Raw genomic sequence first — 19,814 nt, forward strand, 5'->3', positions numbered from 1 at the left:
CGTTTTCAGATCATCATAAGGAGGAACAGCATGAAAAATCTGACCGCTTCCGCCCGCCTGAAGGTGAAACAAGATACATGTTTTCTACCGGATCCGGCGGGCGGCGTGTATATCAGAAACAATGCCGGATCGTTTCGCATGAAGGGCGCTTCAATCTATCAGTGGATCGACAAATTGCTGCCGATGTTCAACGGAAAACACACATTGGAAGAATTGACAAACGAACTAGCGGCTCCATACCGTGACAGGGTGTTTGAAATCGGAAGCACGCTGTATGCCAACGGGTTTGTCCGGGATGTTAGCAAGGACCTGCCTCACCAATTGGATGAGTACATCATACAGGCGTTTGCTTCACAAATCGAATTTATCGAAAGCTTCGAGGATTCTGGTGCTTACCGTTTCCAATTGTGCCGCAAGGCGGGCATATTGGCGCTGGGCTCTGGCTTTTTTCTCGCTTCATTGGTCAGATCATTGTCTGAATCCGGTTTCGCCAACATACACGTTCTCTTTACAGAGGCATGTCCTGATCATCAAGCCGCTATAGAGGAGCTAAAAGAGCATGCAAGGAAAACGGGCGGTGATGTAGTCGACCTGACAGGTGTACAACATTGGCGGGAAGCCGTGCGATCGGCGGATTCGATTTTGTATGCTGCAGAAATCGACGATCTACAGGAGTTTCTTGCGCTTCAAACGGTTTGCAGGCAAGAAAAGAAACCTTTTTTTCCGGCGGTCTGTTTGAAACAGGTCGGGCTGGCGGGGCCTGTTGTGCATGAGGAGGACGATGGATGCTTTGCATCGGCATGGCGGCGGATACACCGATCAGCGCTTCATGAAGACCGGAAGCTTGAACCCTTTTCGTCCGCAGGAAAAGAGATACTGGCGAATGTAACCGCGTTTGAATTGTTTAAAACGGTTGCCGGACTCGATTCTTTAACGAAGCGCAATCAATTTTACCTTCTCGATCTTGCAACGCTTGAGGGCTCCTGGCACCCGTTTCTCCCTCATCCGCTCGTCAGTCCCGCAGGCGCCGCGGCCGAAAAGGTTCAAGACCTTGAAGAAAGGGTCAAGGAATGTGCCGAGCCGCAAGAAAAAGGACGGCTGTTTCAATTGTTCAATCAGCTGACATCGGCAACATCGGGGATTTTTCATCTGTGGGAGGAAAAACACTTAAAGCAGCTTCCGTTGTCACAATGCTTTGTTCAAGCTGCAAACCCGCTGTCGGAAGGACCTGCCAAGCTTTTGGCCGAGACGGTTTGCGCCGGTTTTACGCATGAGGAAGCGCGCCGTGAAGCCGGACTTACCGGCATTGAAATGTACGGATCCAAGCTGACGGACTTCTACATCCGTGAAGACGGCTTTCTAGGCGTCGGAACGGGAGAAACGGCAGCCGAAGGCGTGTTGAGGGGATTGCAGAAATGGCTTGATCACGAGCTGAAGAAGCGTCGAATATCCGGAAAAGAAATGGTGGCTCCTTTATCCTTAAACGCCATCAAGGATAGACGCGCCGAATTTTATTTCAACGCACTGTCCGTCATCCGCGATGAACCGTTGGTCGGTTTGGGACAGGACATCTCAGGCTTTCCCGTTATATGGGCAAACGCAGGCGGCCGCTGGTACCAAAGCGCCGGACTAAACATCACGATGGCGCTCACGAAAGCGCTCGAGCGGGCACTTACGGACACACAGCCGATCGAAGAGGATGCTGTCATGTTAACGGAAACCAGGAAGAATCTCGACATCCCTGTTTATGAAGGTTTGCAGAAAACGCTGCATTCGGCCTTGCACACTATCGAGCAGAATGGTCTGCAGCTGACGGTTTACGATTTGCCGATAGAGCCTTTTTTCAAAGAAGCACTCGCAGGCGTTTATGCTGTCCGGGTAAAAAAGGAGGAGGTCTGATGGAACGCTCCATTTTGATTGTTGGCGAAGGAATGATTGCAGAGGATGTGTCAGATCGGCTATCCGGGGAATACGACGTGCACCGCCAGCCGGATTTTGAGGCCGGGGTGCCGGAAGAGACCGGGCTCGTTCTTATTGTGCATGATGCCTGGCGCCCGTCGTTATATCGTGAGGCCGAGGAAATCTTAAGGCCGGCCGGTATTCCGTGGCTTCGCGGCTTTATTTCATTCGGTGAGGGGGTGATCGGTCCCCTCGTTTCCCCCGGAGGTCCTGGTTGCTCGGCATGCGCCGACATGAGACGGTTCATAGCCGGCCCGGACAGCAACGAAATGCGGGTGCTGGAACAGATCATCACAGACTTTCGCCGCAACCCGTGGGCTTCCAGGGCGGGATGCCGGCACATCGCCCGCTTAATCTGTACAGAGATCAAGACATTTATGGAACAAGGCCCCGGCAGTTTGGAACAAAAGGTAAGGCTGATCAATTTACTAACGCTTGAATCGACCTCCCACTTTTACATGCCTGAACCGCTGTGCGAAGTCTGCGGAAGCTGTCCAGACGATACGGCGGAAAATGCCCGCATCTCGCTTCAGCCGTCCCCGAAACCGGATCCGGACAGCTATCGTTCGCGCCCGGCTGAGGACATAAAGGACGCGCTGAGAGCCGGATTTCTCGATTCTCGAACAGGGATCTTCAACGGCAAAATGTATGACGCCATCTTGCCGTTTGCCGATACGATTGTCAACATGCCGTTATGGATCGGAAATGAAGGCGTCGGAGGACGGACCCATTCTTATGAGGAGAGCGAATTAACAGCGGTATTAGAAGGCTTGGAGCGATATTCGGGAATTAAACCGCGCGGCAAGCGGACGATGACGTTTGATTGCTACCGCAATGTAAAGGATCAGGCGCTTGATCCGAGAAAGACCGGGCTGCATGATGAAGGGCAATATGAACAGCCTGCTTTCCCCTTCAGGCCATTTGATCAAGACCGGCCGCTCCATTGGGTATGGGGCTATTCATTTTCAGAGAAGCGGCCGATTTTGGTTCCGGAATCGCTCGCTTATTACAGTCTCGGCCGGGAAGACAGCTTCGTTTATGAAACGTCAAACGGATGTTCAATGGGCGGAACGCTTGAAGAGGCAATTTTCCATGCCATATTGGAAGTCGTTGAACGGGATTCCTTTCTGCTGACATGGTATGCAAGGCTCCCTCTCCGTGAGATCGACCTTCGCTCGTGTGAACATGCGGAATTGAGAATCATGACTGAACGGGTGCGCGCAGTGGCCGGATACGATCTTCATGTCTATAATTCGACGATGGAACACGGCATTCCAAGCATTTGGGCGGTCGCCAAAAACAGAAAGAGGGACGGTTTGAATCTTCTTTGCACGGCGGGCGCACATCCCAATCCCGTCATAGCCGTCAAAAGCGCGCTTCATGAACTGGCGGGGATGATGCTGAAGTACGATTCGCGGCTTGAAGCCGAAAGGGGCAAATATGAGGAGATGCTGCAAGACCCTTTTTTAGTTCAGAACATGGAAGAACACAGCATGCTGTACGGTTTGCCCGAAGCCGAGGAACGCCTCCGTTTTTTACTGGATCAGCATCAGAAGCCGCAAACCTTTCAAGAAGCGTTTAAACAAGTGGCCAAAAACCGCGATATAAAAGAGGATCTTGAGGAATTCCTTGACATATTCCGCCGGCTGAACCTTGAGGTGATCGTTGTTGATCAAACATCGCCGATCACAAAGCGCAATGGTCTGTATTGCGTGAAAGTGCTCATTCCGGGGATGCTGCCGATGACATTCGGGCACCGCCTTATCCGCTTGGCCGGACTTGAGAGGGTGTTCACAGTTCCGGTGAAGCTCGGGTTTATGAAAGAGGCGCTGACACCCGGCGAGCTGAACCCCCACCCTCACCCGTTTCCTTAACATTTGCCATTTTTGACCGTTTTGCTTTATCATAAAGCAGAACTTTTTAGGCGGTGGTCACATGAAACAGGAATACAAACGGCCCGTTATGTTCGCTGCGGCCGTTTTCTTTGTCTTTTGCTCCATTTATTTCGGCACAAGGCTGATCGCTTTTTACTCCGCGGAGTACCCGAAGTGGACCGGAAAAAGCCGGGACGGAAATTGGCAGGCCGTGATAAAAAAAAGCGGCGACGCCCCGGGTTTCAGCGGAAATTTATATTGGACCGGCAGTCGCACCTCTCTTCGCGAGACGTATTTGGAAAGATTGGTTGTTACATTTGATGATGAAGTCGCCCTCAGTTCAGACATCGAAACGCCGATGGTCGATTATTCAGGAGGCACGTTTCCTGACGGAAGTTTAAAAGAAGAATCGGTTTCCTTTTTAGAAAGAATACGGGAGGCTGAACTAAAAGGGCATGATATTACCGTTCAATTGACATGGAGACAGGGAAAGCATGCGGATCATGCCGAGTTTGCGCTTGATAAGCGAACGCTGTTTCACTAAATGCAGGCGGAATGACATTACATTCCGCCGATCGTGATTTTGCTTCTCATCGTCAGCTCCTCATTCGTCCCCAAAGCCCGAAAACCGGTGATATCGGCGGGCAGATCAAGGTTCGGGGCGTTTGTCATCCACGTATAAGGCTCCAGACAAAGCAAGTCTTCCTGATCCGTTTTCCCATTATAGACGACCCAATGTTTAAAATGCCTGTCAACCTCATAACTGACGCGGATCCCGGCCAGGCGGTCGCGGATTTCGGCCGTGCTGTTTCCTTCTTGGTCATGTTCGGCTGCCAATATATCGTCAAGCCGGTCTCCTGCTGCCGATCTGCCTTCTGTAAATTCATCCGTTACGCTGAATTCCCCTGTCGGAAGCAGCCGGTCCGACAAATCCCATTTTTTCGAAGCCGGAAGCGAAAACACGCATTGCGTTTTATCCCCCTCCTTATTAAACGGGTAGCAAAAGGAAGTGTGGTAACCGAGTCCGAGCGGCATCGGATCTTCCCCGTGATTGACAACCGACGCGTCCACCGAGAGATTCGGCCCTTCCAAAATATAGGTCATTGTGATCGAAAACGAATGCGGAAATATGCGCCTGATCTCCGGACGATCATCGGCATTCAGCATGGTTTGGGCGATGATCTTCTCTCCTTCTGCCTCCGCTTTTTTCACCGTCCATTTTTTATCATAAAGAAATCCGTGCAAATGGTTTTGCAGCGGTTTTTCATTGATTGGCAGCGAATACGTTTTTCCCTCGTATGTAAACTTTCCGTGATCGATCCGATTCGGCGGAAAAAGGATGGGAATCCCGAACAAGCATGGATTTTCATCATATTCTCCCTTTGTTTCCGGCGTTTTTAACAAATGTATTCCTTCAGGTTTCCACTTCAATGAAATCAAATTGCTTCCCAAGCCAGGCACAAGTAATGCTTCCAAATAATCGTTTTCAAGCAATAGCGCATCTTCGTTTAAAAAGCGGTGCTTTCGTACGGTGCAGGACATCCTTTGTTTCCTCCCTTTCGTCGTTCGGTACAGGCATCCATCCAAGCGTTGATGCTGCCTTTAGCTTATTATATCTAAATAAGGCAACGCTTACAAAAAGCGGTGGTGAAAAATGTTTGAAATATTTTAATTTAAATAAACCTCCTATCTTTCTGTTATAATACGTTTACGCACAAAAGCATAAAAGGATTAAAGAATGATATTTTTGTAATGAGGTGTATAATTTGTCCAACGAAAAACGCTTATCGTTTTCTATATCGGCTTTTTTATTTTTGACCATCCTATCGATTATATTTATATGCTTATTTATGTTTCATGCCGAACCGCATATGCCTTTATTGATCTGTATCGGATTTTTGGCGGTTGTCAGCGTTTTAAAGGGTTTTTCCTGGAAGGAGCTCGAAAGCGGCATCGTTTCCGGTATTAAAAGCGGCGTTCAGCCGATTATCGTCCTGGCGCTTATCGGCATTTTAATCGGCGTTTGGGAGTACAGCGGCGCGATCCCGACGGTTACGGTTTACGCGTTGAACTTGATCGAACCGCAATTTTTGCTGTTGACCGCTTTATTCAGCTGCATGATCATCAGTTCCCTCGTCGGTTCCAGCTTTACGACGGTGAGCACGATCGGCGTCGCTTTAATGGGCGTCGCTTCAGCGGCCGGCCTTCCGCTGCCATGGGTCGCAGGAGCCGTGATTTGCGGCGCATGCTTCGGAGACAAAATGTCGCCGTTGTCAGATACGACGAATTTTGCCTCCGGCGTCGGCGAGATTCCGATTTTCAAGCATATCAGACATATGACGGGAACGACGATCCCCGCCCTTCTGATCACCGTTCTGCTGTTCTTTTTCATGGGGCGGTCTTTAACCATCGCATCAGCATCAACAGAAAACATTGAAACGATTGTTAACGGGATTGAAAACACCGTAGGAATCAGCGCGTGGTCCCTTTTATCGCCTTTAGTCGTCATTGTGATGGCGGTGAGGCGCATGCCTGTCATTCCTGCACTGGCTGCGGGGATTTTGTCAGCAGGCGTTCTTGCCGCCTTTATACAGCCTGATGCCGGCATTTCATCATTTTTATCAGCGATGCAAAAAGGACCGGTGTTTTCAGCCGGAAACGAAGCGGTCGAAAACATTCTGAATCGCGGCGGGCTCCAATCAATGCTCGGCTCGATCTCCCTGATCATGATCGCGTTTGCGCTCGGCGGGCTGATGGAAAAAACCGGGCTGATTAAGAGCCTTCTCGAAGGCGTAATCAAAGGAATTCGTTCAAAAGGACGACTTGTGTTTTCAACGGTTTCATCAAGCATCGCCATGAACCTTTTGACAGGCGAACAGTATTTATCGATTTTAATACCGGGACAGTCCTTCAAAGCGCTTTACGATAAGCTCGGAATCGACCGCAAACATTTGACAAGATCGCTTGAAGACGGCGGTACACTGGTCAATCCCTTGATTCCGTGGGGGGTCAGCGGCGCGTTCATGTCCAGTGCGCTCGGCGTCAGCGTCATTGACTATTTGCCGTTTGTCTTTTTCCTTTATATATCACCGCTCTTTTCGATTTTGTTCGGATTCAGAAAACAATGAGAAAAGCGCCGTTTCCTTACACAGGAGACGGCGCTCTTTTTTATGAAAATGCTGCGGTTACTGATAAAATGTGCTCCTCTAAAGCTTTTTGCACTTCTTTTGTACGCGGGCCCGGCACCCCTGTTCCGACATTCTGACCGTCGATGACGGTGACCGGAATAACCTCGGCTGTCGTCGATGAAATAAACACTTCATCCGCATTCATCAATTCATCTTTTGACATCGCTTTTTCTTTATACTGCCAGCCGTTTTTCCGGATCAGCTCCAACAGCGTCCTCCTCGTGATGCCGTTTAAAATAAGATTTGTCGCCGGATGTGTGTAAATCACCTGATCTTTGACAGCATATACGTTTGAAGAGGTCCCTTCCGTCACAAGTCCGTCGCGCACTAAAATCGCCTCAAACGAGGAAGCCTCATGCGCTTTTTGTTTGATCATCACGTTGTATAAAAGATTCAGGCTTTTAATATCGCACCTCAGCCAGCGCAGATCGTCTTCCGTGATGACGGAAACGCCGTTTTGCTGTTCGTTAACCGGTTTTTTGATCGGGAACGTATAAGCCGTCACCTGAGGAGCGAGTCCTGCAGGATATTGGTGCTTCCTCGGAGCCGTTCCCCTTGTCGCCTGAAGATAAAGTCCCCCGTCTTGAACCTGGTTGGCCTTGATGAGCTCTTTCAGATCACTTTGCAGTTCATCTTCTGAAAACGGCAGGTCAATGCGAATTTCCGCAGCGCTTTTGAAAAAACGGGCAACGTGTTCATCAAGCGTATAAAGCGTTCCGTTATATATGCGGATCACTTCATAAACGCCGTCCCCGAACTGATAGCCTCTGTCTTCAATATCAACCGCACATTCGCTCCGATCCATCAGCCGGCCGTTAAAAAGAACTTTCATTTCTCCATCCCCTTGCTATCAAAATTGGTTTCTCGATTTTCTCCCTTCCATTCTAACATGCCAGTTTCATTCTAAATAGTGCAAAAATTCTTAGAACGTCAACTTCCATCATTCAACATTTTCTCTTAAAATTTGATCATTTTTTCGTTGCTCCCGGTATCCAACTTCTTTCCAATCCTGTATACTTAAACATTGTGGTCCATTATTTTATAAGACTAGCAATCTATTTCATAATGGCATCTGAATAAGAACATGATATGGAGAGAGTAACATGCGCCAGGATTCAAAAAAAGCAGCCCCTTCAGCGGCTTATCTGCTGACGAAAACAGCATGTTTTGCCATTTTGTGCCTGATTCTTCTTTACGTCTGGGATTTGTCGAAGTCCGCAGGCACGCCGGGCAAAAAAGAGCTGACCATGTCGGAAAACAGCCAAATGCGGCATGAAGGGGACAGCATTCCGCTCAAAAAAGCAACGCACGGCAAGCTTCTCGATCACCTGAGCACAAAGCAGGAAATCGCTGAACGCAAAAAGGAAAAAGAAAAGAAAAAAGAAGCGGCGGAAAAAAAGCAGGAAAAAACGGTTTATTTGACTTTTGATGATGGGCCTTCAGCCGTAACCCAAACGCTGCTGGATATTTTGGACGAACACGATGTGAAAGCGTCATTCTTCATGCTTGAGCCAAACATGAAGATTCACAGGAAGGCCGTTCTCAATATGAAGCAAGAGGGCCATGCGCTCGGTCTTCACGGGGTTACACATAACCAGAAGCTATTTTATAAAGGCGCCAATTCTCCTAATCTGGAAATGAAGCAGGCTCAAAAAACGCTGAAGTCTATTACAGGAGTAAAAACCAGGCTGATCAGAACGCCGTATGGAAGCAAACCGTCTCTCACCGACGCACAAAAGGAAAAACTGAAAAAAAACGGGTTTATTTATTGGGACTGGAATATTGACAGCCTTGACTGGAAATACAGAAATCAACGATATGTCCCCGAAGTCATGAACCAGCTGAACATGATCAAAAACCGGCACACGAAACAGCCGATCGTCATCTTATTGCATGACATTCCTTCAACTGTTCACTCACTGCCGCTGTTGATCACCAATCTAAAAAACATGGGATATTCATTCGCAACGCTTGATGAGTCAATGACGCCTGTTCACGAATAGCCCATCCGCGTGATCCCCTGACAGCAGGGGATTTTTTTTGCAAAAGCGGTTTTGGTCAGTTTATCTGACACACTCGTTGCATTTTAAAACCGGTTGACTATATTAGGAAGATAGATTGATATCAAATGAGGTGTTCAGATGCAGATTCAAGACGTGACATCGATTGAAGGCCATCTTGATCAACTGGCCGACCTCCTCGTACAAGTCACAGACGACGGGGCGTCGCTCGGGTTTCTGTCTCCGCTTGACCGGTCGGCAGCAAGAGCATATTGGGAAAACGTGCTGGAGCCTGGCGTGATTTTACTGATTGCCAAACGGGACGGCGAAATCGCCGGAACCGTTCAACTGCATTTATGCATGAAACAAAACGGGCGCCATAGAGCCGAAATCTGCAAATTAATGACGTCCCCTTCCTTCAGGCGGCAAGGCATCGCCCGTTCATTGATGGAAAACATCCTGGAAAGGGCCCGGGATGAAGGCAGATCTTTGGTCGTTCTCGATACAAGAGAAGGAGATCCTTCCAACCTTCTTTACGCATCGCTCGGGTTTGCCGAGGCGGGACGAATCCCTCATTACGCCGAGTCGGCGAACGGCCGGTTTGATGCAACAATTATTTATTATAAAAATGTGGCTGCTGAGGAGACAACTCCTTGAACCGCTGCTGAAAAAGGCGCTTCTGCCGTTCACCAGCTCATAATCGAAGCTTTCGAGGAATCTTGACGTCCCGCCAAGCGCATAGACAGAAAACGCGGAAACATTAAAAACAGCTCTTCAAACCGTTCAGAACAAGCCGTTTTACGTTTTGGAGACGGCGTTCCGCTCGGTTCGGCAAGATTGATATTGAAGGGCGACGATTTGAGAACAGCCGCAATGGAAAAAACGCTGCGGCAAAAATGAAAGGCGCCCCCTCCGGGACGCCTTTTCAACTGCTGATTTCTTTGACAAACTCGGCGACTTTGCGGTGAATGACAACGTCGAACAAATGGTCAAACGGGGTGTCGTCAAGATTGATCATGATTTTCTTTAACCCCGGGATCAAATGGGCTTCCCCCGGAACAAAGCGGACAGGCGCCACTTCAAGCGAGGTGCCGATCACCAGAAGAAGGTCGGATTCATCAAGGCTTTCAAAAAGGGTGTCAAAATGTTGAACGGCGTCACCGAACAGCACGACATCCGTCTTCAAAATAAACCCGCACTCCTCGCCCTTCCGGTTGATGCGGCTGCATCTCGGCACATCATCCTTGAGAATGTGATCCAGTCCGTAGCGCTCGCCGCATTTTGGGCATGCAGCCGTTTGGACGGAGCCGTGAAGCTCGTAGACGCGGCGGCTGCCCGCCTTGATATGAAGCCCGTCGATATTCTGTGTGAACACCCTGACGTCTTTTCCCCGCTTCTCAAGATCGGCTAAATACATATGCCCTGCGTTCGGCTGAAACGTACCGGTCATCTTCATTTGGAAAAGCTCTTTGAACTTGGGCCAGAAAAGCTTTGGATAACGCTCATAATAGTCGCGGCTCATCGCTTCCATCCTTGACATATCTTCCGTCCATATCCCGCCGGCTGAACGAAAATCGGGAATTCCCGATTCAGTGCTCATTCCGGCACCCGTTAAAACGGTGATGCACTGCGCGTTTTCGATTGCTTTTATAAACGTTTCTGCTTCTCCGCGCACGATCAGTCCCCCTTTTCATCACGCTTGGTTTTCCAGAGCGGCTTTCATATCTTTCAGCTCAAACAGGCTGTGTCCGGGAGAAACAAACTCTATTTGCTCTTCGTTCATAATATCAATGATCCGATAATTGATATCCTGTCTGATGTCTAAATTTTCGGCCCAAACGGTCGTATTCGTATAGAAGTTGAAAAAGATGCTTAAATACGTATCCTGCAATACATCAAGGTTGACCATGATTACGTCGGGATGAACGCCATCATGCGTTTGCAGCATTTCCTTAAACCTTTGAATGCACCTTTCGACCTTTTCCCGCGGTGTTGACGGATCGATATGAAGCGAGAACGTGATCTGGCGTTTCCTCATTTTCGTCCAGTTCATGATCGCTTCATTGGCGAGCACCGAGTTTGGCACGGTGACAAGAGCCTCTCCAGATGTGCGGACCTTTGTACTTCTGAAAGAAATATCCTCGACCGTTCCGATTACGATTTTCGTTTCGATAAAGTCCCCTATTGTAAAAGGCTTCTCCATGATGATGACAATTCCTCCGAAAAAGTTCCCCACGGTATCTTTTGCGGCAAGGGCAAACGCGAATCCGCCGAGGCCAAGTCCGGCGACAAAACCGTTCACATCGTAATGGAATTCTCCGGCAATCACGCTGATTCCAAGGGCCACGATGACAAAGCGGAGAATCTTTGACAAAAACGGAGCAAGAATATCATCCATTTCAAGCTCCAGCCGCTTGTTGATTTTATGGAAGAGCACCGAAGACGAAGCCGTTAAATTATAGAGCCCGGTCACGACGAGAATGACGAGGGAAACTCTGTACAGCTTGTGAACGATCGCCATATGCGCGTCAAAAAACGGCGAATAGATAATGGCCAAATAGATACCGAGGATGGCAAAAAACCATCTGGCCGGCTTTTCAAATGCTACCGCCACTTGATTGAAGAAATCGGTTTTCGGTTTATGCGTTAATTTTAAAATCAGGTTAAACAAATACTTCGTAAAGATTTTTCTCAATAAGAAAAATAAAAGCAGGATGCCGATGCTGATCCCGATTTGACCGGCAAACTCGATTGTCATGTACTGTGTGAACATCGCTTTCTCTCCTTATATCGCTGTCAAGCATTTATTATACTAAAAGCTTCGCAAAATTTCTCATTTTATTGCGCGGCAAAATGTGTCAGGATATCCTTTTCGCCCGAAAAACAGCCGGCGCTAGACGCTTAAAAGGCTGCCGATTGTTTCGGCAGCCTTTGTTGACGATATTCAGTTGTTCCACGAGACAAATGATTCGGGCTGCGCTGCTATTCTTCCTTCGCAGACTTCGTTTGATCCAGGAGAGTCGCTTCAAACATTTCGGCATCGGTTTCGGCCTTGATCCGTTCTTCCACTCTAATTCTCCCTTTACCCATCATCTCGCCTCCTTTGCTCCATTATAAAATATCTGAATTTTTCGTAAATAGACCTTAAGAACTATTTTTGCCGAATTTTGTCGCAAACTTTGCCGACGGCTTTTGTCCAGCTCTTATTTTTTGCGATTCGAATCTGAGCCGATTTACTTGCGTGATCGATTCGGGTATCCTTGTTATGGAATAGATTTTTATAAAGAGGAGCTGACATGTTTGCACATCATCGGACATCGCGGTGCCTCAGCTTACGCCCCGGAAAATACGTTTGCCGCTTTTGAAAAGGCGCGGAAGCTGGGGGCTGACTTTATTGAGCTGGATGTACAATTGACAAAAGATGGGGAGCTTGCAGTCATCCATGATGACAAAGTGGACCGGACGACAAACGGAACGGGCTTTGTCCGGCATTTTACGATGAAAGAGCTGAAAAAGCTTGACGCAGGAAGCTGGTTCAGCCCTTCCTTTCAAGGCGAAAAAATCCCCGAACTCGAAGACGTTCTTCACAAATATCACAAAAAAATAGGGCTGCTCATCGAAATCAAGTCATCCAGAACACAGCCCGGTGTTGAACAAGCGATCGGCCGGCTGATTGAACGGTACGGCTTTTCAAACAACACGATCGTTCAATCCTTTGACGCCGATGCCATCATGACGCTGCACAACCTGTACCCTTCCATACCGGGCGCTGTATTGATGAGGCCGAGGTTTGGAATGCTGCCGCACGGCCGCCTTCGGCACATTGCTACATTTGCGCGCTATGTCAGCCTGAAACATACAATGCTCAACCCTTTTTTGATTAACTTCGTTCAGAGCCATAATCTGAAGGTGTTCGCCTGGACGGTAAACGGGCTGAAAACAGGACTCCGCCTGCAAGGCTGGAAGATCGACGGAATCATTACTGACTATCCAGATTATTTTGCGAAAGAAGGAAAAGCATGAAACCATATGTTGCTGTATTCATTGGGGGAACACTCGGTTCGCTGTTCCGCTATGCGGTAAACATGAGCGTTGGGGGCGCCTTTTTCCCTTGGCCGACCTTTATAGAAAATGCTTCAGGAAGCCTCCTTCTCGGTCTCTTGACAGGCTTTTTTTCGTCAAGGGCTAAACATAAGCTCATTCAGCTCATGTTAGGGACGGGTTTTTGCGGAGGCTATACGACAATGTCCGCGTTTTCAAAGGAAACGGCGCTGATCCTTCACTCCTCTTCGCCTCATATCGGAGTGCTCTATTTGGCGGCTTCCTTTGTCTCCGGGCTCTGCCTCGCTTTTATAGGGATTGTGTTCGGGACGCGGATCGGCCGGAACAAGGAGCGCTATGAATCATGATGACAGCGGGTTTTATGATCGCAGGAGGCCTGGGTTCTGTTCTAAGATTTTGGCTGGGGAATCTCATCAGCTCGAGATTGCAGGGCGCGCCGTTTCCGGTCAGCATTATGCTGATCAACATTCTCGGTTCTTTTATGCTCGGCATCTTCACGAGCTTCAACATGCAAAATCAAATGCTTTCTATTATAATAGGAACCGGTTTTTTCGGAGGGTTTACCACGTTTTCAACCTTCAGCGTCGAAGCCGTTCAGCTTCTGGCGGAAAAACGGCTGAAGGCGGGTGCAGCTTACATACTAATAACCATGATTTGCTGCATCGGGGGCTTTTGGGCTGGAAGCCTTCTTTAATAAAAAATGAGATGATAGGGTGTTTTGATGAAGCAATTGTTCTCGTTTGGTTTTGAACAGGCAAAATCGTGCCTGTTTCCGGTCGTTATTTTTCTTGCCCTCGCCATAACAAAGGTTGTTGAAGCGCCTTTCATCTCCCGCTATGATGCGATTCTGTTGATTTGTTTGCTGACGCAAATTCTCATGATCGCATTCAAGTACGAATCGTTGGACGAAGTGAAAGTGATCTGTGTGTTTCATTTGATCGGACTCGCTTTGGAGTTATACAAAGTACATATGGGATCGTGGAGCTATCCCGAAGAGGCGGTGACGAAATGGTTTGGGGTTCCTTTGTACAGCGGCTTCATGTACGCCAGCGTCGCAAGCTATATGTGCCAGGCGTGGAGAAGGCTCCGGTTAAAACTGACGAATTGGCCTCCTACTTGGAGCGTGTTTGTCCTCAGCACCGCTATCTATTTTAATTTTTATACGGACCATTTTATTTACGATTTCCGCTGGATTTTAAAAATCGCAACCTTGCTTATCTTTTATCGTACATTTGTATATTTTACGGTCAATCACCGCACATATGCGATGCCTCTGCCGATGTCATTCGCATTGATCGGCTTTTTCATTTGGGTGGCCGAAAATATCGCGACGTTTTTCGGCGCCTGGCAATATCCGAACCAGCACAGGCAATGGGAGATGGTTCACCTCGGAAAAGTCAGTTCCTGGCTGTTGCTTGTGATTGTCAGCTTTCTGATCGTTGCGCTTTTAAAACATATCAAAGAAGGCCGCACACAAACAGGCAGATTAAGCCGGGCGGGAGATGCCGGGTTCAAATCATAACAAAAAGAATCCATTTTGAGCTTTCAAAATGGATTCTTTTTCCCCATCTACCGTTTTTCAATTGTTGCCGTCTGAAAGGTCTCCCAATTTGAAGAAATCACTTTCAGCACGTCGTCTTTTTCTTGATAAGCCCCGATCTGTCCCCCGTCCATCGTCACTTTATATAATGTGGCGCTGCTTTTTTCGAGACCGAGGCATTTGGCAATTCCGTTGGCATGTCCTCTTGCCGTCTGTTCGATCCAAACCGTGCTCTTCATCTTCGCTGCATCGTCCGGGTGATCGATAAAACCGTTTTCCGTTAGAATCGCATGCATCACCGTTTCCCTGAGCACATGAAAATTCGCTTTTTTCATCCCTCTGTCCCGCAAACCGTTTTGTTTAATGACTTCTTCGTGAATGATTCTTTGGTAAAGAGCGGTGGCGGACTCGTCGGATAAGCCGCTGTAAATGTAGTCCTCATAACCGTAGGCCGTGCCGTCAAAAGCGTTGATATGAATGGAAACAAACAAATCAGCCCCCCACGAATTGGCGTCATCGGTACGCTCCTGAAGCGAGACCGTTTTGTCTGTCGTCCTGCTGAGCCTTGTCTCCGTATTGCTGTATTCCTGCAAAAGGATGTCATTGATCTTTAAAGCGATGGCCAATGTGACGTTTTTTTCCGATAAACCGTTTCCCGTAGCTCCCGGATCACTTCCGCCGTGTCCCGGATCCAAATAAATCTTCATGTTCGAATTCCTCCTTTTTCGTTGTTAAAACGTTTTTTGAACCTGAATAAAAACCGATTGATGACAACCCGAGGCAAATTCCGACCGCCATGTCTTCCTTCCAGTTTCCCGTAGTCAAAAAGAGCGAAATGCAAATTCCGAAAACAATCGCAAAGACAGGGAGAAATCGTTTCTGAATGCCGAGCAGGCTGACCATATGAACCAGCCCTGTAATCAACGGAACAAATGCCACATCAGAAAATCCCATGCTCTTTCTCCTTCCGTTACATGTTTTAAAATCCCCCCTGTTTCAAAAGGTTACATTCATCATATAAGGAAAACGCTCATGAGCCGTGTCATCATCCGGTCAAGAAGCTGTAGAAAAGCTGAAAGCATAAAAAAAGGACTTGTTTAAAACAAGTCGCTATATATTCGTGATCGCCGCCAGGCTGACGAGAAGCTTGTCCAATAACGCTTTTTTCAATAAAAACAACGTTTTTTCGCTATATCCGATTTCCATCGCGCACTTTCCCATGCTCCAATTGCGGATATAGCGGTATTCAACAAGCGTCCGCTCCATCTCATCCAATTCAGCCAAAGCCGTTTCCATGGACTCCAGCAAAAATTGATAAACCCTTTTTTCGGCGTCCAGTTGATAATGGGCTTCCGTCTCTTTGACAAAGCTGCCCGTATCCTCCTTCTCCATTCTCCTCTCCAAATTGACAACGGCGGCTTTGTAATTTTTCCAGTTCCGCAAATGAAATTCGATTCTCTTGATGTAGGTTTTCTTCTCACCCTCGGAAATGGTCTCATACCATAGCAAGGCATCTCCCTCCAAACAGAACGTTTGTTCTTATTATATACGAACAAACGTTCTTGTTCAAATGACATTTTTTCTATTTCAGACGGGTCTTTTTTCTTAAAAAAACGCAAAAAACCTTGAGCTTATTTTTCGCTCAAGGTAACTTCGTTTATCATCACCGGGTCGGCCGGCGCGAGCTCGACGTGTTCTGTCGTTTGCTCCTGTTTGATTTCAACGTGCTTAATCAGCCGTCCCTCCATCTCGAGGACCTTAATCGTATAAGAACCGACATGAACCGCCTGGCCTTCGGCGATGTCGATATTTTCTTTTAGAACGAGTCCGCCGACGGTGTCGACCTCCTCTTCTTCGATCGCATCCTCAAACAAATCATTTACCTGATCGATCCTCACTTTTCCGTCCATGATATATTCATGATCGGAAATTTTCTGAATGAGCGGTATCTCGTCTTCGTCAAACTCGTCCCTGATATCTCCGACAATTTCCTCGAGAATATCCTCGGTCGTGACAAGCCCGGACGTTCCTCCGTATTCATCCGTCAGGATCGCCATGTGGATCCGGTCGCGCTGCATTTTGATCAGAAGCTTTTGGACGGGCACGGTCTCAATAACTTCAATGACGGGGCGGATGTATGATTCAAGCGAAAGCCGCTTTTTTTCCTCCTCCGACATATACAGCATATCCGTAAACAGCTGTTTCGTGTTTACCATGCCGATGACGTGGTCCTTATCGCCCTTATAGACCGGCCAGCGCGTATATTTTTCTTTCAGCATGAGCTGTAGCGCCTCATCGATCGGCATATCGGCCGAGACGTAGGCGATTTCGGTGCGGGGCACCATGATTTCTTTCGCAATCCGGTTGTCGAATTCGAAGATTTTATTGACGTATTTATATTCAGACGGATTGATTTCTCCGCTTTTATAGCTTTCTGATAACAAGATGCGCAGCTCTTCCTCTGAATGGGAATCGCCCTTTTCCGAAGCGGGCCGCAAACCGAATAAACCGGTCAGCACTCTGGCTGAAGCATTTAAAATCCAGATGAACGGAAACATGACAACATGGAAAAAATGCAGCGGTCCCGCAAGCCAAAGCGTCATTTGCTCCGCTTTTTGGATCGCGATGGTTTTAGGGGCCAGTTCTCCAACCACAACGTTCAGGAATGTAATAACGCAAAAAGCAATGACAACCGACAGCCCATGTGAGATGGAATCTGGCACATGCAGGCTTTCGAAGAGCGGATGTAAAACCTTTCTGACCGTCGGTTCCCCCATCCAGCCCAAACCTAATGCCGTTATCGTAATTCCGAGCTGGCAAGCTGACAGGTATTCATCTAAATCCGATATCACTTGCTTTGCGCGAACTGCCCTTTTGTTTCCTTCCGTTATAAGCTGATCGATGCGCGAGTTCCTTACTCTAACAATTGCAAATTCTGATGCAACGAAAAAAGCAGTTAAAGCAATCAGAACGCCAATGATCATCAGACTAACGATATCGTCCATTTAACCTTATCCTTGTTGAAGGATAAGGAGTCACCTCCTGCTGAATTCAAGTTCCCGTAATAAGGCTGATGTTTGTTCTGTGTTCATGACTATACAGAGGGCCCCATCATACCACCTCCAAGCCAATATATACTATTATCTTACTTTATTAAAAAACGGTCAGTCAAATGTCTAAACTTTAAATCCGACAATATTTTCGCGAGTATTTAGAAAAATGGCAGGGATTTTATGCCCCTTTTTCATCAATTAACTTGTATAAACAACTTCTAATATATTAAAATATCTTTAACTAACTATAACGTGATGGTTGAGGAGGGATGCAGATGGGGCAGAGAAATATCGCATCGGCGAGTTAGCAGCTGCGGCAGGCGTAACAAAGCGCACTGTCGATTATTACACAAATCTGGGGCTTTTGACGCCTGCCAGATCATGTTCGAACTACCGCTATTATGATGAAGCCGCTCTCAAACGGCTGAAGTTTATTACGGACTGTAAGCAGCAAAGATTGGCCCTGTCCGACATCAAACTGCGGCTGGAAAAGCAGTTTCCCTCTTCATCCGCTAACGATGAAATCGGAAGCCTGACATCGGAAATCGACCATGTCAACGATACGATCTCCGTGATCGTCAACCGACTGAACCGGTTGAAGCCCGATGAACGGGCTGCTTTGAAAAGCCGGCTTTCTTCCGAGAAACTGGCGGTCATCCAGTCATTGATGCTGCTGCTTTAGTTAATCTTTTACTAAACAGGAGGTGTTACCTTCATTCTCACGTTAGAGTGAAGGTCCTAATTGGATATAGTTAATTTGATTTTTGTTGCTGTTTTAATTGCTTTGACAGCATTTTTCGTAGCGTCGGAGTTTGCGATTATCAGAATCAGAACCTCGCGGATCGACCAGCTGATAGCCGAAGGGAACAAAACGGCGATTTCTGTAAAAAAAGTCGTCACCCATTTGGATGAGTATTTATCAGCATGCCAGCTCGGCATCACCTTGACGGCTCTCGGACTTGGATGGCTCGGGGAACCGACCGTCGCCCGGCTGCTTGAACCGCTCTTTGTGAAGTGGAACATTCCAAGCTCTGCTTCGCATATTGTTGCGGTCGTGATCGCATTCAGCTTCATTACGTTTCTCCACGTTGTCGTCGGGGAGCTCGCTCCAAAGACGCTTGCGATTCAAAAGGCGGAAACAATCTCCTTCCTTTTCGCAAAGCCTCTCATTTTGTTTTACCGTGTCATGTTCCCATTCATTTGGGCGCTGAACGGATCAGCGAGACTGTTAACAAAAGCGTTTGGACTCGAAGCGGTTTCTGAAAACGAAATGGCACACTCTGAAGAAGAGCTGCGGATCATCCTGTCGGAAAGCTATAAAAGCGGCGAAATCAATCAGTCAGAATTCAAATATGTGAACAAAATTTTTGAATTTGATGACCGTCTTGCCAAGGAAATCATGATTCCGAGAACGGAAGTCGTCAGCTTTCCGCATGACATGAAAATCAAAGACATGATCGACGTGACAAAAGCCGAAGGGTATACGCGCTATCCCGTGGAAGACGGCGATAAGGACAATATCATCGGCGTCGTCAACGTCAAAGAAATTCTGACAGCCTGCATCAGCGGAGAATGCTCAAAGGAAGACACAATCGAACGGTTTATCAATCCGATCATTCACGTGATCGAGACCGTGCCGATTCACGATCTGCTTCTCAAAATGCAGAAAGAGCGCGTCCACATGGCGATTCTTGCCGATGAATACGGCGGCACTGCCGGTCTTGTCACAGTTGAGGACATCATTGAAGAAATCGTCGGCGAAATCCGCGACGAATTCGATATTGACGAAATTAATGAAATCCGCAAGCTTGATGAGGACCACTACATTCTTGACGGAAAAGTGCTGATCAACCAGGTCAACGATCTGCTCGGCATTCAGCTGGACAATGAAGAAGTTGACACGATCGGCGGGTGGTTCCTGACGCAGAAATACGAAGTTCAAAAAGGCGATATGATCACTGATCAAGGATTTGAATTTATCATTAATGAAGTCGACGGCCACCACGTCTCATATGTCGAGGTGAAAAGGGCAGCTGAACAATTGCTTGAAGAAGCGTAATGATAACTTGACGGAAAAGAGGATGCAGTTTGAACTGCATCCTCTTTTTGCGGCAGCCAATGTAACCACTTGATTACAT

The 19,814-nt window shown here is 47.7% G+C and carries 21 protein-coding genes; 12 read left to right on the forward strand and 9 right to left on the reverse strand.

Translation table 11 applies throughout. The annotated features are described in order from the left end of the window. Positions 1-30 precede the first annotated feature (30 nt). From AB447_RS07600 to AB447_RS07610, 3 genes are all read left to right on the forward strand, one after another. On the forward strand, positions 31-1,899 hold the full coding sequence (locus tag AB447_RS07600) for a putative thiazole-containing bacteriocin maturation protein (protein ID WP_048353436.1): 1,869 nt from the start codon (positions 31-33) through the stop codon (positions 1,897-1,899). Next, the gene (locus AB447_RS07605) at positions 1,899-3,833 is read left to right on the forward strand and encodes a TOMM precursor leader peptide-binding protein (protein WP_048353437.1); all 1,935 of its coding nucleotides are present in this window, start codon (positions 1,899-1,901) and stop codon (positions 3,831-3,833) included. Before AB447_RS07600 ends, AB447_RS07605 begins: the two co-directional genes overlap by 1 nt. A 61-nt stretch (positions 3,834-3,894) precedes the next feature. Beyond that, positions 3,895-4,377, forward strand: coding sequence for a DUF4944 domain-containing protein (locus AB447_RS07610; RefSeq protein ID WP_057957499.1), 483 nt, complete (start codon positions 3,895-3,897; stop codon positions 4,375-4,377). 17 nt (positions 4,378-4,394) lie between these two features. Here the strand turns inward: AB447_RS07610 and AB447_RS07615 are convergent, their stop codons facing one another. Beyond that, positions 4,395-5,375 carry an aldose 1-epimerase gene (locus AB447_RS07615; RefSeq protein ID WP_048353438.1) on the reverse strand — a complete coding sequence of 327 codons (981 nt, stop codon included), beginning with the start codon at positions 5,373-5,375 and terminating at the stop codon, positions 4,395-4,397. A 224-nt stretch (positions 5,376-5,599) separates the two neighbouring features. On the opposite strand from AB447_RS07615, the gene nhaC reads away from it, so the two are divergent. Continuing rightward, positions 5,600-6,961 carry a Na+/H+ antiporter NhaC gene (gene nhaC / locus AB447_RS07620; protein WP_048353439.1) on the forward strand — a complete coding sequence of 454 codons (1,362 nt, stop codon included), beginning with the start codon at positions 5,600-5,602 and terminating at the stop codon, positions 6,959-6,961. 40 nt (positions 6,962-7,001) lie between these two features. Here the strand turns inward: nhaC and dat are convergent, their stop codons facing one another. Beyond that, positions 7,002-7,853 (reverse strand): D-amino-acid transaminase, encoded by an 852-nt coding sequence (dat, locus tag AB447_RS07625; RefSeq protein WP_048353440.1) that lies wholly within the window; start codon positions 7,851-7,853, stop codon positions 7,002-7,004. Between the two features lie 271 nt (positions 7,854-8,124). Between dat and AB447_RS07630 the strand changes: the two genes are divergently transcribed. Together AB447_RS07630 and AB447_RS07635 are read left to right on the forward strand one after the other, a co-directional pair. Next, positions 8,125-9,024, forward strand: coding sequence for a polysaccharide deacetylase family protein (locus AB447_RS07630; RefSeq protein ID WP_048405677.1), 900 nt, complete (start codon positions 8,125-8,127; stop codon positions 9,022-9,024). 138 nt (positions 9,025-9,162) lie between these two features. Further along, the gene (locus tag AB447_RS07635) at positions 9,163-9,678 is read left to right on the forward strand and encodes a GNAT family N-acetyltransferase (RefSeq protein WP_048353441.1); all 516 of its coding nucleotides are present in this window, start codon (positions 9,163-9,165) and stop codon (positions 9,676-9,678) included. Between the two features lie 268 nt (positions 9,679-9,946). Here the strand turns inward: AB447_RS07635 and AB447_RS07645 are convergent, their stop codons facing one another. The 3 genes from AB447_RS07645 to AB447_RS25745 all read right to left on the reverse strand — a co-directional run bounded on the left by AB447_RS07645 (position 9,947) and on the right by AB447_RS25745 (position 12,111). Then, on the reverse strand, positions 9,947-10,696 hold the full coding sequence (locus AB447_RS07645) for an NAD-dependent protein deacylase (RefSeq protein WP_048353443.1): 750 nt from the start codon (positions 10,694-10,696) through the stop codon (positions 9,947-9,949). An 18-nt stretch (positions 10,697-10,714) separates the two neighbouring features. After that, complete coding sequence (locus AB447_RS07650; protein WP_048353444.1) at positions 10,715-11,794, reverse strand: mechanosensitive ion channel family protein; 1,080 nt, start codon at positions 11,792-11,794, stop codon at positions 10,715-10,717. A 209-nt stretch (positions 11,795-12,003) separates the two neighbouring features. Next, a complete protein-coding gene (locus AB447_RS25745; RefSeq protein WP_096892074.1) occupies positions 12,004-12,111 on the reverse strand; it encodes a YhdX family protein in 108 nt (35 codons plus the stop codon). Between the two features lie 210 nt (positions 12,112-12,321). Here AB447_RS25745 and AB447_RS07655 point away from each other — a divergent pair, with 210 nt between their 5' ends. The 4 genes from AB447_RS07655 to AB447_RS07670 are packed head-to-tail and all read left to right on the forward strand — an operon-like array spanning position 12,322 to position 14,605. Next, positions 12,322-13,044 (forward strand): glycerophosphodiester phosphodiesterase, encoded by a 723-nt coding sequence (locus AB447_RS07655; RefSeq protein WP_048353445.1) that lies wholly within the window; start codon positions 12,322-12,324, stop codon positions 13,042-13,044. After that, positions 13,041-13,430 carry a fluoride efflux transporter FluC gene (locus AB447_RS07660; RefSeq protein WP_048353446.1) on the forward strand — a complete coding sequence of 130 codons (390 nt, stop codon included), beginning with the start codon at positions 13,041-13,043 and terminating at the stop codon, positions 13,428-13,430. Before AB447_RS07655 ends, AB447_RS07660 begins: the two co-directional genes overlap by 4 nt. Then, positions 13,427-13,777, forward strand: coding sequence for a fluoride efflux transporter CrcB (gene crcB / locus AB447_RS07665; protein ID WP_048353447.1), 351 nt, complete (start codon positions 13,427-13,429; stop codon positions 13,775-13,777). The genes AB447_RS07660 and crcB overlap by 4 nt, the downstream gene beginning before the upstream one ends. Positions 13,778-13,804: 27 nt before the next feature. After that, positions 13,805-14,605 (forward strand): DUF817 domain-containing protein, encoded by an 801-nt coding sequence (locus AB447_RS07670; protein WP_048353448.1) that lies wholly within the window; start codon positions 13,805-13,807, stop codon positions 14,603-14,605. Between the two features lie 47 nt (positions 14,606-14,652). On the opposite strand, the gene AB447_RS07675 is transcribed toward AB447_RS07670, so the two are convergent. The 4 genes from AB447_RS07675 to AB447_RS07690 all read right to left on the reverse strand — a co-directional run bounded on the left by AB447_RS07675 (position 14,653) and on the right by AB447_RS07690 (position 17,628). Further along, on the reverse strand, positions 14,653-15,330 hold the full coding sequence (locus AB447_RS07675; RefSeq protein ID WP_048405682.1) for an N-acetylmuramoyl-L-alanine amidase family protein: 678 nt from the start codon (positions 15,328-15,330) through the stop codon (positions 14,653-14,655). Next, entirely contained in the window at positions 15,293-15,577 is a 285-nt protein-coding gene (locus tag AB447_RS07680; protein WP_048405683.1) for a hypothetical protein, read from the reverse strand. Before AB447_RS07680 ends, AB447_RS07675 begins: the two co-directional genes overlap by 38 nt. 156 nt (positions 15,578-15,733) lie before the next feature. Continuing rightward, positions 15,734-16,132 carry a hypothetical protein gene (locus AB447_RS07685; protein WP_057957500.1) on the reverse strand — a complete coding sequence of 133 codons (399 nt, stop codon included), beginning with the start codon at positions 16,130-16,132 and terminating at the stop codon, positions 15,734-15,736. Positions 16,133-16,254: 122 nt separating this feature from the next. Then, a complete protein-coding gene (locus tag AB447_RS07690) occupies positions 16,255-17,628 on the reverse strand; it encodes a hemolysin family protein (protein ID WP_048405684.1) in 1,374 nt (457 codons plus the stop codon). Between the two features lie 307 nt (positions 17,629-17,935). On the opposite strand from AB447_RS07690, the gene AB447_RS07695 reads away from it, so the two are divergent. Beyond that, entirely contained in the window at positions 17,936-18,358 is a 423-nt protein-coding gene (locus AB447_RS07695; RefSeq protein WP_048353449.1) for a MerR family transcriptional regulator, read from the forward strand. A gap of 60 nt (positions 18,359-18,418) precedes the next feature. Next, complete coding sequence (locus AB447_RS07700; protein WP_048353450.1) at positions 18,419-19,735, forward strand: hemolysin family protein; 1,317 nt, start codon at positions 18,419-18,421, stop codon at positions 19,733-19,735. Positions 19,736-19,814: the final 79 nt, after the last annotated feature.

It is taken from the genome of Bacillus glycinifermentans, assembly GCF_001042475.2.
In the GTDB taxonomy this organism is placed as follows: domain Bacteria; phylum Bacillota; class Bacilli; order Bacillales; family Bacillaceae; genus Bacillus; species Bacillus glycinifermentans.

What these genes read in the sequence shown, in the direction of transcription:
- dat (WP_048353440.1), bottom strand. Translation starts at nt 7,853, where the DNA reads ATGAAAGTTCTTTTTAACGGCCGGCTGATGGATCGGAGCGAATGTGCG.
- AB447_RS07690 (WP_048405684.1), bottom strand. Translation starts at nt 17,628, where the DNA reads ATGGACGATATCGTTAGTCTGATGATCATTGGCGTTCTGATTGCTTTA.
- AB447_RS07635 (WP_048353441.1), top strand. Translation starts at nt 9,163, where the DNA reads ATGCAGATTCAAGACGTGACATCGATTGAAGGCCATCTTGATCAACTG.
- AB447_RS07605 (WP_048353437.1), top strand. Translation starts at nt 1,899, where the DNA reads ATGGAACGCTCCATTTTGATTGTTGGCGAAGGAATGATTGCAGAGGAT.
- AB447_RS07600 (WP_048353436.1), top strand. Translation starts at nt 31, where the DNA reads ATGAAAAATCTGACCGCTTCCGCCCGCCTGAAGGTGAAACAAGATACA.
- crcB (WP_048353447.1), top strand. Translation starts at nt 13,427, where the DNA reads ATGATGACAGCGGGTTTTATGATCGCAGGAGGCCTGGGTTCTGTTCTA.
- AB447_RS07670 (WP_048353448.1), top strand. Translation starts at nt 13,805, where the DNA reads ATGAAGCAATTGTTCTCGTTTGGTTTTGAACAGGCAAAATCGTGCCTG.
- AB447_RS25745 (WP_096892074.1), bottom strand. Translation starts at nt 12,111, where the DNA reads ATGGGTAAAGGGAGAATTAGAGTGGAAGAACGGATCAAGGCCGAAACC.
- AB447_RS07675 (WP_048405682.1), bottom strand. Translation starts at nt 15,330, where the DNA reads ATGAAGATTTATTTGGATCCGGGACACGGCGGAAGTGATCCGGGAGCT.
- AB447_RS07650 (WP_048353444.1), bottom strand. Translation starts at nt 11,794, where the DNA reads ATGTTCACACAGTACATGACAATCGAGTTTGCCGGTCAAATCGGGATC.
- AB447_RS07610 (WP_057957499.1), top strand. Translation starts at nt 3,895, where the DNA reads ATGAAACAGGAATACAAACGGCCCGTTATGTTCGCTGCGGCCGTTTTC.
- AB447_RS07630 (WP_048405677.1), top strand. Translation starts at nt 8,125, where the DNA reads ATGCGCCAGGATTCAAAAAAAGCAGCCCCTTCAGCGGCTTATCTGCTG.
- AB447_RS07615 (WP_048353438.1), bottom strand. Translation starts at nt 5,375, where the DNA reads ATGTCCTGCACCGTACGAAAGCACCGCTTTTTAAACGAAGATGCGCTA.
- AB447_RS07660 (WP_048353446.1), top strand. Translation starts at nt 13,041, where the DNA reads ATGAAACCATATGTTGCTGTATTCATTGGGGGAACACTCGGTTCGCTG.
- AB447_RS07680 (WP_048405683.1), bottom strand. Translation starts at nt 15,577, where the DNA reads ATGGGATTTTCTGATGTGGCATTTGTTCCGTTGATTACAGGGCTGGTT.